The sequence below is a fragment of the Streptomyces sp. NPDC110618 genome (assembly GCF_055657065.1).
This window is the reverse complement of record NZ_JBVKBN010000002.1, coordinates 282,166-298,090: the sequence shown is the minus strand read 5'-3', so window position 1 is coordinate 298,090 and position 15,925 is coordinate 282,166. Positions and strand designations below refer to the sequence as shown.

Genomic DNA, 15,925 nt, shown 5'->3' with positions numbered 1-15,925 from the left:
CCTCCGGTCCGTCGAGGCCGCCCCCGCTGAACGGGGCCTCAGGCCGATCCTGCCCCCATCGGAGGGGCCGGGAACGGCAGCACGGCCACTGTTACGTTGTCGTGGCCCCCGCCGTCGAGCGCGTGACCGACCAGTACCTGGGCGCTGTGCAGGGGCCGTACGGCCGCGTCGAGGGGCACCACGTCCGCCATCTCCTCGGCCGCCTCGGCGTAGTTCCACAGACCGTCGGTGCAGACCACGACCACACCGGGCCGGTCCGGCTTGAAGGACGCGGTGTGCGGCTCCAGTTCGTAGGCGTCCGCGCCGAGCCAGCCGGTGATCGCGTGGGCGCGCTCGTCGGCGTACGCCTCGGCCTCGTTCATCAGGCCCGCGGCGACCATCTGGGCCGCCCAGGAGTCGTCCTCGGTGAGCCGGGCCGGGGGCGCGCTGCGGTCCACCGGCACCCAGTAGACGCGGCTGTCGCCGACCCAGCCGACCACCAGCAGACCGGCGGTGACGATCGCGCCGACGATGGTGCAGGCGGGCGCGTTCTGGTGCGGGGCCTGCTCCAGGGCGGTGGCGGGTTCACCGGCCAGCGCGTTGACCGCGCGGGAGGCCGCCACGATCGCCTCGTGCATCGCCTGCTGCGGGTGCGTGCCCTGCGGCAGGGCGGCCAGCAGGGCGTCGCTCGCGGCCCGGGACGCGGCCAGCGAGGCGTCGTCGGGGCGGGTCGCGGAGGAGACGCCGTCGCAGACGATCGCCAGGGTCGCGGGGGAGCCGTCGGCGAGCGCGGTGCAGCCCACGGCGAAGGCGTCCTCGTTGCGGTGGTGGCGCAGCCCGCGGTCGCTGACCGCCGCGACCGGGCCGCACTCCTGCTCCATGTGGTCGCGCTCGCGGGGCTGGGCGTGCCCGCAGTTCTCGCAGTAGCCGTCCTGGTCGACCCGGCCCGCCCGGCAGGCCACGCACACCTTGGCGGGCGCGGGCTGCTCGGCGGCGATCCGCGGGTCGGGCGCCTGGAGCGGGTACTCGTCGGGCTCGGGCGCACGGTCGAAGCGCACCCCGCCGGGCGCGGATCCGTCGGACCCGGTGCCCTTCAGGTCGGCCGGTACGTGCACGACCGGGGGCGTGTCCGTGCCGGTGGGCTCGGAGGCGTGCGGCCAGGCCACGGGGGCGGTGCCGTTCACCGCCGGAGCGGGGGCCGCGGCCGGAGGCGCGACCGGAGCCGGAGCCGGGGCCGCCGGGGTCTGGGGCGCCGCCGTCGCGGACAGGTCGTATCCGCACTTCTCGCAGAAACGGTCACCCGTGAGCAGCGGTTCGGCGCAGCTCGGGCAGTGCGACAGAGCGGCCTGCTGGGGCATCTGTGACATCAACTACACCCACGTCCGGGGGCGGTAACGGTTGGCGCGTTCCACCAGGTCGATCCTCTCCTCGCCGCCCTGCGCGAGCCGGGCCAGCATGCGGTACGAACGCTCCAGCCCGAACCGCAGTCCCCGCTCGTCCAGGCCACTGCCGAGCAGCACCCGTCCCCCGGCGGCGTCGGGGACGGAACCTTGGCCACCGGAGAGTACCCAGTCCAGCGCACAGCCGAGCACCTCCGTCGCCAACTCCTCGCGGCGCGCCGGGTCCAGGCCGTACGCCTGCAGCGCCTCCACCTGTCCCGCGGCGGCGGTCAGGTCCTCCAGGAACGGTACGTCGGAGGCGACCGCGGTGCGCTGCCGCAGCCGCGCCCGTACGGCGGCCACCCGGGCGGCCGTGTAGTGGATCGAGCTCTCCGGGACCGACTCCAGGGTGGCCACCGCGCCGCGCCGGTCGCCGGTGGCGAGCTGGACCCGGGCCAGGCCGAACGCGGCGCTGACGAAGCTGGGGTCGGTCGACCACACCAGGCGGTAGTACTCGGCGGCGTTGTCGAGCTGGCCCAGCACCTCCGCGCACAGGCCGAGGGCCAGCTTCGGCGCGGGCTCACCCGGGAAGGCGTCGTAGACGGCGTCGAAGGCGAGCGCGGCGCCCTCGTGGTCGCCGGTGACCAGCGCGGCCACGCCCCGGTACCACACCACCCGCCAGTCGTCGGGCCGTTCGCCCTCCAGCCGGGTCAGCATCTCGTGCGCGGTGCCCGCCTCGCCGTTCTCCAGCCAGGCCCGCACCTGCCGCAGGCGGGTCTCGGTGGACGGCGCCGGGGCGGCGGCGAGGGCGCTCACCAGTTCGGCCGGGGCGGAGGCCAGAAGCCCCGCGAGGAAACCGGCGTTGGGGTCCGAGGCGTCCACGTGCGGCACCGGAAGGGCGAGCGCCGCGACGGGTGCGTTGACGGGCTTGACCAGCCCCGCGGAGAGCGCGGGCGCGCTGATCTCGGTGTCCTTGCGCCCGTTGCGGCGCGCTCCGAGCCGGGAGACCTCGCCGTCCAGTCTCGGGAACAACTCGGTGTCGGTGACCTTCACTTCGGGCCCGAACAGTGTCGACAGGGACGGCCGCGGCTGCCCCGTCTGGAGCGAGACGACCTCCCGCAGCACGCCCGTCAGCTGCTCCGCCATCTCCTGCGCGGAGGCGAACCGGCGCGCCGGGTCCGGGTCGGTGGCGCGCACCAGCAGCCGGTAGAAGGACTCGTACCGCCGGAAGACCTCGATGTTGTCCGGGTCGGGCAGGGAGTCCACGAAGACGTTCGTGTAGCCCTGGAAGTCGAAGGTCAGCACCGCCAGGGTGCGGGCGACGGTGTACAGGTCGCTCGCCACCGACGGGCCCACCTCGGCGACCTCCGGCGCCTGGTAGCCGACCGTGCCGTAGATCGCCGACTCGTCGTCGTCCATGCGGCGCACGGCGCCCATGTCGATGAGCTTGAGCTGGCTCTCGGTCTGGATGGCGTTGTCGACCTTGAAGTCGCAGTACAGCAGGTTGCGGCTGTGCAGATGGCCGAGCGCCTCCAGGGCCTCGATGCCGTAGGCGCAGGCCTGCTCCACCGGCAGCGGGTCGCGCTTGCCGTCGGGTGTGCGGCGGCCGTTGGCGATCTCCTTCAGCGACTTGCCGCCGACGTACTCCATGACGATGTAGCCGTCGAGGGAGCCGGTGCGCTGGTCGAGGTGCTCGACGAAGTTGTAGATCCGCACGATGTTGGCGTGCTCGATCTCCGCCAGGAAGCGCCGCTCGGAGATCGCCGCCGCCATCGCGTCCTGGTCACCGGTGTCCAGCAGGCCCTTGAGGACCACCCACCGGTCGGAGACCGCGCGGTCCACCGCGAGGTAGATCCAGCCGAGCCCGCCGTGCGCCAGGCAGCCCACGACCTCGTACTGGCCGTGCACCACGTCCCCGGCCCGCAGCTTGGGCACGAAGGAGTACGGGTGCCCGCACTTGGTGCAGAAGCCCTCCGTGCGGCCCGGCCGGTCGCCGCGCGAACGGCCCACCGGGGCGCCGCAGTCGGAGCGGGAGCAGAACCGCTTGCGCTCGGGCACCTCAGGGTTGTCCAGCACCATCGCGCGCGGGTCGGGCCGCGGCACGTCCGGCACCTCGACCAGGCCCACCCCGAGCCGCCCCCGCCCGGAGGAGGCGGCCGCCGAGCCGGAGCTGCGCACCGACACCGAACGGCCGGACGTACGCCCCGACAGGGACCGCGAGAGGCGTCCCGACACCGAGCGGCGCGACTTCGACGACTGCGAGGACGTACGCGAGCTGGCGCGGCTGCTGGAGCGGGAACTGGCGCTGGAGGAGCCGGACTTGCCGCCCCCGCTCACCCCCGTCGGGGTGGAGCCGACCATGCCGTTGGTGGCGACGACGGGGGCCAGACCGCAGGTGTCGCAGTACAGCTCGCCGCCGCCCATGTCCTCGTAACTGCCGCCGCAGCCGGGCCGCTGGCAGGTCTGCTGTGCCTGACTCATGACGACGTCTCCCCCCTGCGGTCCTGCGGGCCGCCCTGCTCCGGCACGTGCGAGGCGGCGCTGAGCTGCTCGGCCGCCGCCTGCTGGTAGCGCAGGACGGCCTGCTCCGCGACGCGCAGGTCGCAGGGCGCGCTCCACAGCATGCGCCGGGCCGCGTCGTAGCGCTCGATCAGGAACGGGTCCTCGGCCAGGCCGAGCCGGGCCACCTTCGCCTTGTACGCGTCCAGCCGGCCGCGCAGCTCGGCACGGACCGCGAGCGGCGCGGTGACCGCGGTCAACGACTCCCGGGCGCGCAGCAGTTCGTCCTCCGCCTTCTGCTCCAGGGAGTCCAGCAGCGGGGACAGCCGGTGCCACTGGGCCTGTCTGCGGTACTCGGCGGCGGTCGCCAACTGCTCCTGGAGCACGGTCGGCGGGCCGCTGACCACCGGCACCTCCGTGGCGGCGATCTTCGCCAGGACCTCACCGCGCGCGGTGCGGGCCTCGGCGAGGGTGCGGTCCGCGCGGGAGAGCACGTCCCGCAGCTTCACCAGGCGGGCCTCCGCGTCCTGCCGGACCGTCAGCACGGCCTCGATCTCCCGGCGCACGTCCTCCAGGGCGCGCGCCTCGCGGTCGTAGACCGTGGTGTCCGGCTTCCCGCCGCCCGGTGCCGAACTGCCCTCCGCCGGAAGCCAGTACGCCAGCGGGTCCGAGACCACCTCTTCGCGCAGCCGGGTCAGGGTGCGGGTGATCCGCTCCAGGTCGTCCCCGGCCGGGTGCTCGCCCGGCCGCACCCCGACGGAGTACGCGAGCTTGCGGGTGCGCTGCAACTCCGCGGCCAGTAAATCGATCCGCGCGGGCAGCGCCGACCAGACCGCGTCGGCGGCGACCACCATGTCCAGCGAGGTCGCGTACAGCTCGTTCATCCGGTCCACCAGCGTCACCAGCGAGTACCGCTCGGTGAGCTTGCCGGAATTGCCGTGCAGGGTCGGCGCGTTGGCGGTCGCGGCGGCGGACCCGGCGACCGTGACCGACTCGCCGCGCAGCAGTTCGGTCAGCTCGACCAGGTCCTCGCGGCTGGACCAGCGGCGGCGGGCCCGGATCTCCCGCGCGGTGCGCAGGGCGGCCGTGTAGGCGTCGAAGTACGTCCACAGCAGCGTGATCGACGCCTCCGTGGCCGTCCAGCGCTCCTTGGTCACGCCGGTCAGCTCGGCCCCTTCGAGGAGTCTGCGGCCCGCGTGGTCCTGGAGGGCGAGCAGCGAGGTCTCGATCGCCTCGTGCTCCGCGCCGAGCCGCGCCAGCGCACGGTCCACCTCGTCCCGGTCCATCACCGGCCCAGGGGGTCCCGTGACGCCCATCGATCACCTCTCGCTGCTGTTGTGTCCGGCTGGGGAGTTGTAGTCGTGCGGTGCGGGTTCAGCTCTTGCGGAGGTACTGCGGCGCGGGCGGCTCCGAGTCCTTCGACTCCGCTCCCAGTGTCGCCGAAAGCCACTTGTCGTACGACGCCTGCCAGCCGCCGGAGGTGTCCTTGCGGTAGTCCACCAGGATCTGGTTGACCCGGCGTACCAGATCGTCGGCGTCCTTCTTCATCGCCACGCCGTAGTACTCGGTGGTGAACGCCTCGCCCTTCAGTTCGACCGTGGGGTCCTGCGCGGCCTGGCTGGCGGCCAGGGCGCCGTCGGTCACCACCGCGTCCACCTCGCCGAGTTGGAGGCGGACCAGGCAGTCGAGCTGGTTGGGCACGGTGCGGGAGATGTCGGCGGAGGCAGGCAGGTCGCCGTCCTTGCGGCCCTGCTCCAGGGTGGAGTAGGCGGTGGAGCCCTCGGCGGTGCAGATCCTGGCGTCGGCGAGGGAGCCGTCGTAGCCGGTGATCTTCGAGGACTTGGGGGCCAGCACATGCTGGCCGGTCTTGAAGTAGGGCGCGGAGAACGCCACATCGGCGAGCCGGTCGCAGTTGATCGTCATGGTGCGCACCACCATGTCGACGCGGCCCTCCTGGATCGCCGGGATGCGCTGGTTGGTGGGGATCGCCTTGAACTGCACCGCGTCCGGGTCGCCGAGGATGTCCTCCGCGATGCGGTGCACCAGGTCGATGTCGAAGCCCTCCAGCTCGGCGGCGCCGGTGCTGTTGGGGTTGCGGTAGCCCCAGCGGTAGCTGTTCTGGTCGACGCCGACGACCAGCTTGCGCTTCTCGCCCTGCCGGTTCTTGATCTCCTCGATGGTCGGACCGTCGGCGCCGGACGGGGACAGGGTCTGCTTCTCGGGCGCCTCGCACTCCTCCGCGGCGCGCGCCTGCTCGCCGTGAGCCACCTTCTGACCCCCGGTGCCGGCGGTGTCACCCCCGGAGGTCCGGGCGAGCGGCAGCAGCAGGGCGAGTACGACCGCCAGGGCGCACACGGCGGCCATCGCGCCGACCCCGCCCCAGCCCCGCAGACTGGCCCGCAGACGTCGTGCTCGCATCGTCGTGCCCCCTCTCACCGGTACTCCGACAGCCTGCGGCCGATGCCCAGGACGGCGCCCGCCGCGCCCAGGACCGCGAGGACGGCGGCGCCGATCGCCAGCCCCGACATCGCGTCCAGGCCGCCCCCGGCCGCCGACTTGAACTCGTTCGTCTCGTGCTTCAGCGCGGTGGCGAGGTTGGCGTCGACACTGTCGAAGCACTCGCCGGTGGCGCCCTTGGCGCCGATCACCCGGTCCAGCGCCTTCTGGTACTCGCCGTTCTCGTCCTCGGCGCGGGCCGCGGAGTGGCGCTTCTTCCACTCCTTCATGTTCCCCATGGCCGCGGTGACCGGCTTGCCGCCCTCGGTGTCGTCGGCGAGGTCCTCGGCGAGCGCGAGGCCCTTGCCGAGGGCGTCGATGTCCTGCTCGAAGTCGTAGTCGTAGGCGTCGTACGTCTCCTCGCCGACCTTCTTGGTCTCGGCACCGCGGGAGACCAGCGTCAGGTTCTCGTTGCCGCGGGCCTTCAGGGAGGCGATACGGGCGTCGGTGAGGACGTTCAGCGAGCGGACGCCGTGGTCGTAGGAGTCGTTGAGCCCTGCGCGGGCCACGCTGTGGCCGACGACCAGCCACAGCAGCACCACGGTGGCGGCCGCCGTGGCGGCGACCAGGCCGTGGTTCAGGACGCGGTTGGTGCGCCGGTAGTTGCGGTGCTGGGCCCAGGCGAGCGCGGCCAGGGCGACGACGCCGAGCGCTATCGCGGCCCAGGGGTAGGGCGTGGCGTCGGCGTAGTCGTCGCGCAGGCGCTGGTTCTCCTTCTTGTACAGGTCCTCGGCGGCCGGGAGCATCTCCCGCTGCATCTTCTCGTTGGCGTAGCGCAGGTAGGCGCCGCCCACCGGGAAGCCCTGCCGGTTGTACGTGCGGGCCTGCTCGACCAGGCCCTTGTACTCCGGGAGCAGCCGGTTGAGCTTGGAGATCGCGGCGGCCGAGGGGTCGCCGGGGTCGGAGTTGGACGCGGCGGCGACGAGCTTCTCGGCGGCGGTGCGGATGCCCTTCTCGTAGCGGACGCGGTTGTCCCCGCTCTCCGACCGGCCGGCCAGGAAGCCGCTGGAGGCGGCGGTGTTGGCGTCGGCGAGCGACCGGTAGATGTCGGCGGCGTCGGAGCTGATGGGCTGGCTGCGGTGGAGGACGCTGTCCGCCGCTGTCGCCCGGTCGTTGACCTGCCACGCCGTGACCGTGCCGAAGGCGACGACGAGGAGGGCGAGTACGGCGCCGATGATGCGGAGGCGGCCGGGTTCGGTGGTCGCGGCGGCCCGGAGCTGGTCGAGCCCCTCGGCGAAGGCCGTGCGGCGCCTGTCGGGGGCCTGCGGCAGTGCGGTGGCGCGTGTCCGCTGCGGGGGCACCGAGGGCATGCCGGTCGGCGGTGCCGACGTTGGTGGTGCCGTGCCGCTGTTCGCCGACCTGTTCACTCCGACCTCCCCCATGGTCATCCGTCGCCCGCAAGTATCACTGGCGGCACCGGCATTCGTCACGGTGGGTCCGCCGGCGGCCTCGCAGTGTCCCGGATCACCCCCTGCCCATGAATACGCGGTACGAATCGGTTCGGTTCCGGGGAGGGCTGCGTGAGGGCCGCCCCGACGTATTCACCGAGGAGCCGAGGAGCCGAGGAGCCGAGGAGCCGAGGGGTCGAGGGGTCGAGGGGTCGAGGGGGTCGAGGAGTCGGAGATGCCGCCCGGGACGTCGGCGTCACCGAGGCCCCGGAACAGCACGGCTAGATACGCGAGTTGCGCACCGACTGCCACGCGGCGCCGGCCAGCGCCAGCGACGCCCGCGGCACCGACAGTCGCTCGTGCTCGCGGTACAGGGCCCAGTTGTACTTCACCAGCGACATCTTGTTGGAGGACAGTGACCCGGCCTGGTGGGCCCGGTAGACGGCCAGCGGTTCGTCCAGGCCGCGGGCGTCGGCACCGTCCCGCATGATCGACAGCCACAGGGCGTAGTCCTGGCGCTTGCGCATCTCCGGCATCAGCCTGGTGCCCAGGACACGCCGGTCGTACATCGCGGTGAGGGCCCCGATGTAGTCGCGGCGCAGCATCGCCTTGTAGTCCACGTGCGGCCGGGCACGGATCACCCGCCCGTTGGGGACCCACTCGGTGCTCTCACCAGCGTGGTCGGCGTCCATCTTGTAGTACGAGGTGAACGTCAGCGGTGCGTCGCCCTCGGCGGCGAAGGCGAGCTGCTTCTCCAGCTTCTCGGGCAGCCACATGTCGTCGCTGTCGAGGAAGGCGACGTAGTCCCCGCGGGCGCGCTGGATGGCGAGGTTGCGGGCCTTGCCGGCGCCGCCCTGCTCGGGCGCGGTCTGCGGCAGGACGCGTTCGTCATGTGCGGCGAGCTCGCGCAGCAGGTCCATGGAGCTGTCGGTGGACTGGTCGTCGGTGATCAGCAGCTCCAGGTCGGCATGGGTCTGCGTCAGCACCGACCGGACTGCCGCGCCCAGCGTGGTCGCCGAGTTGTACACGGGCATCACGACGGACACCAAAGGCACTGCATCTCTCCTTGCCGGACCGGAACGGGCGGTCCATTCAAGCACCGGTATCGGAGGGGAGTCGCCACGCGGGTCGTCGTCGCAGGTCAGGGCCTTGTGGGGGAGGCCCTGACCGTGCGGGCGGCCGGGATCGGCCCCCTCTTCTCCGGTGACGACGTGGACACGCGGCGTGTGGCTCAGTGCTCGTAGTGGGCGCGGGCCGTGCGGGCTGCCTCCGGTCCCGCCCGCAGGTGGTCCAGGCCCAGCAGTACCGCCCCCAGCACCGGCCGCGCCGTCACCACCCTCGGCACCGCCTTCGGCGCCATCGACGCCAGTACGTCCCGCACCCCCACGTCCAGCTGCTCGTGCCGTGCCGCCAGCACACTCCCGCCCAGCACCACCGGCGTCTCCTCCTCCAGCAGGTCCAGGCGCCGCAGGGCGACCGTGGCCATCGTCGCGACCTCCTCCGCCAGCCGGTCCACCAGCCCCCGCGCGATCTCGTCGCCCGCCGCCGCGGTTTCGAAGAGGACCGGGGACAGCTCGTGGCGGCGCGCGAGGGGCACCTCGTCGAGGTGCAGTGCCTCGATCAGCGCCGGCATCGACGGCAGGCCGAAGTGGGCCGGAAGCGTCCTCGCCAGTGCTGTCGGGGCGCCCCGCCCGTCCTCCGCCCGCGCCGCGTGCCACAGCGCCTCCTCCGCCAGGCCCCAGCCCCCGCCCCAGTCACCGGAGATACGGCCCAGCGCCGGGAAGCGGGCGGTGCGGCCGTCGGGGTGCATGCCGACGCAGTTGATGCCCGCGCCGCACACCACGGCGACCCCCCGCGGCTCCGCCACCCCGGCCCGCAGGATCGCGAACGTGTCGTTGCGGACGTCCACTGAGGAACCCCACCCGCGGGCCCGCAGCGCCGCCGTAAGACCCTCCTCCTCGACCGGCAGGTCCGCGTTGGCCAGGCAGGCGGAGACATGGGTCACCGAGGACACACCCGCCGCCGCGAACGCCTCCCGCACCGCCTTCTCCAGCGTGTCCACCGCCGCGTCGACCCCCACCGCCGGAGGGCGGAAGCCGCCCCCGCGGGCCGCGCCGACGACCTCCCCGGCCGCGGTCACCACGGCCACGTCGGTCTTGCTGTTCCCCGCGTCGACGGCGAGGACCGTGCCCGTCATGCCCACGCGAGGTGCTCCCGGTTGTGCGCGATCAGCAGGTCGGTCAGGGTCTCGGCGTAGTCGTACTGGCCGATCAGCGGGTGGGCGAGCAGCGCCCGGAAAACCCGCTCCCGCCCGCCGCGCAGCGCCGCCTCCAGCGCGAGGTCCTCGTAGGCCGTCACGTTCGCGATCAGTCCCGCGTACAGCGGGTCCACCGGGCGCACCGGCAGCGGCGAGGCTCCCTGCGGGCCCACCGCCGCCTGCACCTCCACCACCGCGTCGTCGGGCAGGAAGGGCAGCGTGCCGTTGTTGTACGTGTTCACCACCTGGTACGTGCTTCCGCCCCCGCCCAGCAGCCCCGCCGCCAGGTCCACGGCCGCCTCCGAGTAGTAGGCCCCGCCCCGCCGCGACAGCAGCTCCGGCTTCTCGTCCAGTGTCGGATCGGCGTACAGCCGCAGCAGCTCACGCTCCATCTCCGCCACTTCCGCCGCCCGCGAGGGCTTGGTGCGCAGTTCCCGCACCACCTCGTCGTGCGCGTAGTAGTAGCGCAGGTAGTAGGACGGGACCACGCCCAGGCGGTCCAGGACCGTGCGGGGCAGGTGCAGGGTGTCGGCGAGCGGGCCGCCGTGCTCCGCCAGCAGCTTCGGCAGGACGTCCTCGCCCTCCGGGCCGCCCAGCCGTACCCCCGTCTCCCAGGTGAGGTGGTTCAGGCCCACGTGGTCGAGGTGGACCTCGGACGGGTCGACGCCGAGCAGCCCGGCGAACCGGCGCTGGAAGCCGATCGCCACGTTGCACAGGCCGACCGCGCGGTGCCCGGCCTTGAGCAGGGCCCGGGTCACGATGCCGACCGGGTTGGTGAAGTCGATGATCCAGGCGGCGGGGTTGGCGCGCCGGACCCGTCCGGCGATGTCCAGCACCACCGGGACCGTCCGCAGCGCCTTCGCCAGGCCGCCGGCGCCCGTCGTCTCCTGGCCGACGCAGCCGCACTCCAGCGGCCACGTCTCGTCCTCGTTGCGGGCCGCCTGCCCGCCGACCCGGAGCTGCAGGAGCACCGCGTCGGCGTCCGCGACGCCCGCGTCCAGGTCGGCGGTGGTGACCACGCGCGCGGGGTGGTCCTGGCGGGCGAGGATACGGCGGGCCAGGCCCCCGACCAGCTCCAGGCGCTCGGCCGCCGGATCGACCAGGACCAGCTCCTTCACCGGCAGGGTGTCCCGCAACCGGGCGAAGCCGTCGATGAGTTCGGGCGTGTAGGTCGATCCTCCGCCGACCACGGTGAGTTTCATTGTGCGGCTCAACCCTTCACTCCGGTCAGTGTGACGCCCTCGACGAACGCCTTCTGCGCGAAGAAGAACACGAGGATCACAGGGGCCATGACCAGAACGGTCGCGGCCATGGTCAGGTTCCAGTCGGTGTGGTGCGCGCCCTTGAAGGACTCCAGGCCGTAACTGAGCGTCCAGGCACCGGGGTTCTCGGAGGCGTAGATCTGCGGGCCGAAGTAGTCGTTCCAGGCGTAGAAGAACTGGAAGAGGGCCACCGCGGCGATGCCCGGCTTCGCCATGGGCAGGACGACCTTCAGCAGGGTCCGCAGCTCCCCGCAGCCGTCCACCCGCGCCGCGTCCAGATACTCGTTCGGGATCGTCAGCAGGAACTGGCGCAGCAGGAAGATGGAGAACGCGTCCCCGAACGCCATCGGGATGATCAGCGGCCACAGGGTGCCGGACAGGTCCAGCTGCTTCGCCCAGAAGAGGTACATCGGGATGACCACGACCTGCGGCGGCAGCATCATCATCGCGATCACCAGCATCATGGCCAGATTCCGGCCCCGGAAGCGGAACTTGGCCAGCGCGTACGCCACCGGGATCGACGACACCACCGTCAGGACGGTGCCGAGGCCCGCGTAGAGCAGGGTGTTGCGCCACCAGGTGAGAAAGCCGGGGGTGTCCAGGACGCGCCGGTAGTTGTCCCATTCCCAGGTGTCGGGGACCAGGTCGCGGGTGAGGGCCTGCTGGTCGCTCATCAGCGAGGTGAGGACCACGAAGACGAACGGCAGCGTGAAGAAGAGCGCGGCGGCCACGCCGAGGGAGTGCACCGCGATCCACTCCAGCAGCGTGCGGCGGCGCGCGGTGCGGAGCTGCTCGGCCACGGGGACCGGCCGCACGGGCGGTTTGTCGAGTACCTGGGTCATCAGTCACCTGCTCCGAGCAGTCCGCCGCGGCGGCGCATCAGCAGTGCCGTGAAGGCCATGGCGAGGGCGAACAGAACCAGCGCGACCACGCAGGCGGCGCCGTAGTCGAAGCGCTGGAAGCCGAGGTTGTAGACGAGTTGCGGGAGAGTCAGGGTCGACTTGTCGGGGTAGCCCGGCTCGAACTGCTGCCCAGAGCCGCCGATCACCCCGGAGGCCACCTTCCCGGCGACCAGCGGCTGCGTGTAGTACTGCATGGTCTGGATCACCCCGGTGACCACCGCGAACAGCACGATCGGCGAGATGTTCGGCAGCGTCACGAACCGGAACCGCTGCCATGCCGAGGCCCCGTCCAGCTCGGCGGCCTCGTACTGCTCCTTCGGTACGTCCAGCAGCGCGGCCATGAAGATGACCATCAGGTCACCGACGCCCCACACGGCGAGCGCGGTGAGCGCCGGCTTCGACCAGGAGGCGTCCGTGAACCAGCCCGGCGTGGGCAGCCCAACGCCGTCCAGCACCGAATTCACCGGCCCGGTACCGGGGTTGAGCAGGAAGACAAAAGCCAGCGTGGCGGCGACCGGCGGGGCGAGATAGGGCAGGTAGAACAGGGTGCGGAAGACCCCGGCCCCCCGCTTGATCCGCGTGACGAGCAGACCCACCCCGAGCCCGAAGACGACCCGGCACGTGACCATCACCAGCACCAGCCACAGGGTGTTGCGCAGCGCGGGCCAGAACATGGGGTAGTCGGAGAAGACGTAGGTCCAGTTGTCCAGGCCGCGGAACTCCGGGGTGTTGAAGCCGTCGTACTTCATCAGGGAGAAGTACACGGTGGAGATCAGCGGGTAGGCGAAGAAGACGGCGAAGCCGATCAGCCAGGGGGAGAGGAAGGCCAGCGTCCGCAGGGCGGACCTGCGGCGCCGTACGGCGAGCGTGGACATGGTGGGCTACTTCGCCTGCTCGATGTCACGGTCGATCTGCTCGGCCGTCTTCTCCAGGCCCGCCTTGAGGTCCTTCGCCTTGCCGGACTCGTACTGGTAGCCGAAGTCCTGGAGGGTGAGCTGGTAGGTGGCGCCGTCCACCGCGTTCGGGGCGGTCGTGGACTCGGGGTGCAGGGCGATGTCCAGGAACGTCCTGAACTCCGGGTCGGTCTTCAGATCGGGGGACTTCAGGGCCTCGAAGGTGGACGGCACATTGTGGATGGCGTTGGAGAAGGCGACCACGGACTCGGTGTCGGTCGTCAGGTACTTCACCAGCTCCCAGGCTGCGTTCTGCTTCTTGCTGGCAGGCGCGATGCCGACGATCGTGCCGGACAGGAACCCCTTGCCGTACTCGTCGACCTCGTCATCGGCGACCGGCAGCGGCGCGGTGCCTATCTCGAAGTCAAGACCCGCGTCCTTGGCCATGCCCAGCCGCCACTCGCCGTCGAGCTGCATGGCCACCTGGCCGGTGTGGAAGGGGTGTTCGGCACCCCACTCGTCGCCGAAGGTGGTGCGGTACTCCTCCAGCTTCGCGAATCCGCCGAGGTCGTCGACGAGCTTCTTCTGGTACGTGAACATCTCGGCGAACGCCGGGTCCTCGGCGATGTTCGACTTGCCGTCCTTGTCGAAGTACTCGTGGTCCCACTGGGACATGTAGTGCGAGACGACCGTCTCGTAGCCGTGGTACGTCGGCATGAACCCGAGCTGCTCGTAGGAGTCGCCCTTGGTCTTGGTGAGCTTCTTGGCCACTGTCGCGAACTCCGACCAGGTCTTCGGCGGGGCCTTGATACCGGCTTCCTCGAAGGCGTCCTTGTTGTAGTAGAGGCCGTAGGCGTCGCCGAGCAGCGGCAGGGCGCAGCGCGTGCCCTCGAACTGGGTGTAGTCGAGCATCGGCTTCGGGATGATCGCGTCCAGGTCGAGCTTCGACTTCTCGATGAACGGCTTCAGGTCGAGGAAGGCGCCCGAGGAGCAGAACTTGCCGACGTTGGAGGTGGTGAACGAGGACACCACGTCCGGTCCCTTCGAACCGCCCGCGCGCAGCGCCTGGTTGAGCTTGTCGTCGTTGATGTTGCCGACGACCTTCACCTTGATGTTGGGGTGCGCCTTCTCGAACCGGGCGATGTTCTCCTCGACGGCCTTCACCTCGGCGGGCGCGCTCCACCCGTGCCAGAAGGTGAGCGTGGTCTCGGCGTTGGGGTCATCGGTGGCCCCGGACTCGGAGGAGCCGGTACAGGCGGTGACGAGGAGAGCGAGGGATGCGGTGAGAACACAAGCCGCATTTCGGCTGTATTTGGGCATGACGGAGTCTCCCTGAGCGGGCTGTCGTAAGGGGGGTTACTCAGCGCGAGGCTGCTCAGCGCGAGGTGTCAAAGACCTCGTCGCGGGTCATAGCCAGCGCGCTCTCCAGCGCGCCGCGCAGGACGGGGTGTTCGGTCACGTCGCCCATCACCAGCCGTGGCCGGGACGCGGCCAGTTCCGCCAGTTCGGCCCGGACGAGGGCCAGCAGCCGTTCGCCGCCCGAGGTGAGGGCGCTGCCGCTGAGGACGACGAGTTCGGGGTCGAGTACGGAGACAAGGGAGGCGAGACCGGTGGCCAGACCGGTCGCGTACGTGGAAAGGAGCCGCCGTTCCGCCTCGGCGCCGCTGTCCGCGGCCCGCGCCAGCAGGGCGGCGGCGACCTCGGTGTACGGCCCCTCGGGGACGGGTTCGATGCCCAGTTCCCGGGCGAGCCGGGGGATCGCCTGGGCACCGGCCAGCTCCTGGTAGCCGCCGCTGTTGGTGCGGGTCACCTGGCGCACCAGGGGCGCGCCCGGTACCGGCAGGAAGCCGACCTCGCCGGCGCCGCCGGTGAAGCCGCGGTGCAGCCGTCCGCCGAGGACGAGCGCGGCGCCGAGTCCGTCCTCGTTCCACAGCAGTACGAAGTCCCCGTGGCCGCGGGCCGCGCCGAGCCGCTGTTCGGCGACGGCGACGAGGTTGACGTCGTTCTCGTACTCCACCGGCATCGGCAGGGCTGCGGCGAGTTCGTCGAGGAGGGCCGGGGAGTGCCAGCCGGGCAGGTGGGCGGCGTAGCGCAGCCGGCCGGTGTTCGGGTCGAAGGCGCCGGGGGTGCCGATGACCAGGCGCCGGATGTCGTCGCGGGTGAGCCCGGCGGCCTTCACGGCGCCGTCCAGGGCCTCGGTCACCTGCTGGACGACGGGCCGGGCGGGGCGGCGGCCCGGGGTGGGCAGTTCGTACCGGCCGACGGTGCGGCCGGTGATGTCGGCGACGGCGGCGAGGACGCGCTCGGGGGTGACGTCGAGTCCGGCCGCGTGGCCCGCGGCGGGGTTGACCGCGTAGAGCTGGGCGCTCGGGCCGGGGCGGCCCTCGGTGGTGCCGGTGGCCAGGACCAGTCCGGCGGCCTCCAGCCGGGCCAGCAGCTGGGAGGCGGTGGGCTTGGACAGGCCGGTGAGCTTGCCGATCCTCGTACGGGACAGGGGGCCGTGCTCCAGGAGCAGGTCCAGGGCGGCGCGGTCGTTCATGGCGCGCAGGACACGTGGGGTGCCCGGCGTGCCGACGGTTCCTGCCATGCGATCTGCCACCTGCCTTTCCAGGGTGAAGCTTCTCACGCCCGGTTCTCGCGCCACCCGTAACGTCCAGCGCTGTTAGGAACCTTTCCTACCGATTGACGAGGAAGGTAGGCGCCCAACCCGGAGCCGTCAACCCCCGGGAACGGGAGGCAGGCAAGCAAATGGCGGTTTCGGGGGGGGGGGGGGGGAGAAAAAAAAAAGGTGGGGGAGCACCGAACAAAAAAAAAGCCCGAGGGGTGCCTTCCCCTTCTTCCCCTCCCCAGAGGGGGCCAAGGTCTCGCCC

At 71.7% G+C, this 15,925-nt stretch carries 12 protein-coding genes; all 12 read right to left on the bottom strand.

The genetic code is table 11. From position 1 onward, the window contains the following. Positions 1–38 precede the first annotated feature (38 nt). The 12 genes from ACZ7L7_RS04390 to ACZ7L7_RS04335 all read right to left on the bottom strand — a co-directional run bounded on the left by ACZ7L7_RS04390 (position 39) and on the right by ACZ7L7_RS04335 (position 15,642). Positions 39–1,346: a protein phosphatase 2C domain-containing protein gene (locus tag ACZ7L7_RS04390; RefSeq protein WP_472074721.1), complete on the bottom strand. Its 1,308-nt coding sequence runs from the start codon at positions 1,344–1,346 to the stop codon at positions 39–41. A gap of 3 nt (positions 1,347–1,349) precedes the next feature. Continuing rightward, complete coding sequence (locus tag ACZ7L7_RS04385) at positions 1,350–3,839, bottom strand: serine/threonine-protein kinase (protein WP_453605127.1); 2,490 nt, start codon at positions 3,837–3,839, stop codon at positions 1,350–1,352. Further along, positions 3,836–5,173, bottom strand: a complete 1,338-nt coding sequence (locus ACZ7L7_RS04380; protein WP_285511038.1) for a hypothetical protein — start codon at positions 5,171–5,173, stop codon at positions 3,836–3,838. Before ACZ7L7_RS04380 ends, ACZ7L7_RS04385 begins: the two co-directional genes overlap by 4 nt. A 58-nt stretch (positions 5,174–5,231) precedes the next feature. Next, a complete protein-coding gene (locus ACZ7L7_RS04375) occupies positions 5,232–6,275 on the bottom strand; it encodes a glutamate ABC transporter substrate-binding protein (protein WP_285511039.1) in 1,044 nt (347 codons plus the stop codon). A 14-nt stretch (positions 6,276–6,289) separates the two neighbouring features. Further along, the gene (locus ACZ7L7_RS04370) at positions 6,290–7,735 is read right to left on the bottom strand and encodes a hypothetical protein (protein ID WP_453605123.1); all 1,446 of its coding nucleotides are present in this window, start codon (positions 7,733–7,735) and stop codon (positions 6,290–6,292) included. A 287-nt stretch (positions 7,736–8,022) separates the two neighbouring features. After that, the gene (locus tag ACZ7L7_RS04365; RefSeq protein WP_453605121.1) at positions 8,023–8,796 is read right to left on the bottom strand and encodes a glycosyltransferase family 2 protein; all 774 of its coding nucleotides are present in this window, start codon (positions 8,794–8,796) and stop codon (positions 8,023–8,025) included. A gap of 176 nt (positions 8,797–8,972) precedes the next feature. Continuing rightward, positions 8,973–9,944 carry an N-acetylglucosamine kinase gene (locus ACZ7L7_RS04360; RefSeq protein WP_453605119.1) on the bottom strand — a complete coding sequence of 324 codons (972 nt, stop codon included), beginning with the start codon at positions 9,942–9,944 and terminating at the stop codon, positions 8,973–8,975. Beyond that, positions 9,935–11,200 (bottom strand): 6-phospho-beta-glucosidase, encoded by a 1,266-nt coding sequence (locus ACZ7L7_RS04355; RefSeq protein WP_472074717.1) that lies wholly within the window; start codon positions 11,198–11,200, stop codon positions 9,935–9,937. The genes ACZ7L7_RS04360 and ACZ7L7_RS04355 overlap by 10 nt, the downstream gene beginning before the upstream one ends. Before the next feature lie 8 nt (positions 11,201–11,208). Further along, on the bottom strand, positions 11,209–12,102 hold the full coding sequence (locus ACZ7L7_RS04350) for a carbohydrate ABC transporter permease (protein ID WP_472074715.1): 894 nt from the start codon (positions 12,100–12,102) through the stop codon (positions 11,209–11,211). After that, on the bottom strand, positions 12,102–13,037 hold the full coding sequence (locus tag ACZ7L7_RS04345; protein WP_285511044.1) for a carbohydrate ABC transporter permease: 936 nt from the start codon (positions 13,035–13,037) through the stop codon (positions 12,102–12,104). Before ACZ7L7_RS04345 ends, ACZ7L7_RS04350 begins: the two co-directional genes overlap by 1 nt. A 6-nt stretch (positions 13,038–13,043) precedes the next feature. After that, positions 13,044–14,375 (bottom strand): ABC transporter substrate-binding protein, encoded by a 1,332-nt coding sequence (locus tag ACZ7L7_RS04340; RefSeq protein ID WP_472074713.1) that lies wholly within the window; start codon positions 14,373–14,375, stop codon positions 13,044–13,046. Between the two features lie 55 nt (positions 14,376–14,430). Continuing rightward, positions 14,431–15,642 (bottom strand): ROK family transcriptional regulator, encoded by a 1,212-nt coding sequence (locus ACZ7L7_RS04335; RefSeq protein ID WP_285511046.1) that lies wholly within the window; start codon positions 15,640–15,642, stop codon positions 14,431–14,433. Positions 15,643–15,925: the final 283 nt, after the last annotated feature.

Excerpts from the sequence above, each read along its gene's own strand:
- ACZ7L7_RS04390 (WP_472074721.1), bottom strand. The coding sequence starts at position 1,346 with ATGTCACAGATGCCCCAGCAGGCCGCTCTGTCGCACTGCCCGAGCTGC.
- ACZ7L7_RS04385 (WP_453605127.1), bottom strand. The coding sequence starts at position 3,839 with ATGAGTCAGGCACAGCAGACCTGCCAGCGGCCCGGCTGCGGCGGCAGT.
- ACZ7L7_RS04380 (WP_285511038.1), bottom strand. The coding sequence starts at position 5,173 with ATGGGCGTCACGGGACCCCCTGGGCCGGTGATGGACCGGGACGAGGTG.
- ACZ7L7_RS04375 (WP_285511039.1), bottom strand. The coding sequence starts at position 6,275 with ATGCGAGCACGACGTCTGCGGGCCAGTCTGCGGGGCTGGGGCGGGGTC.
- ACZ7L7_RS04370 (WP_453605123.1), bottom strand. The coding sequence starts at position 7,735 with ATGGGGGAGGTCGGAGTGAACAGGTCGGCGAACAGCGGCACGGCACCA.
- ACZ7L7_RS04355 (WP_472074717.1), bottom strand. The coding sequence starts at position 11,200 with ATGAAACTCACCGTGGTCGGCGGAGGATCGACCTACACGCCCGAACTC.
- ACZ7L7_RS04350 (WP_472074715.1), bottom strand. The coding sequence starts at position 12,102 with ATGACCCAGGTACTCGACAAACCGCCCGTGCGGCCGGTCCCCGTGGCC.
- ACZ7L7_RS04345 (WP_285511044.1), bottom strand. The coding sequence starts at position 13,037 with ATGTCCACGCTCGCCGTACGGCGCCGCAGGTCCGCCCTGCGGACGCTG.
- ACZ7L7_RS04340 (WP_472074713.1), bottom strand. The coding sequence starts at position 14,375 with ATGCCCAAATACAGCCGAAATGCGGCTTGTGTTCTCACCGCATCCCTC.
- ACZ7L7_RS04335 (WP_285511046.1), bottom strand. The coding sequence starts at position 15,642 with ATGGCAGGAACCGTCGGCACGCCGGGCACCCCACGTGTCCTGCGCGCC.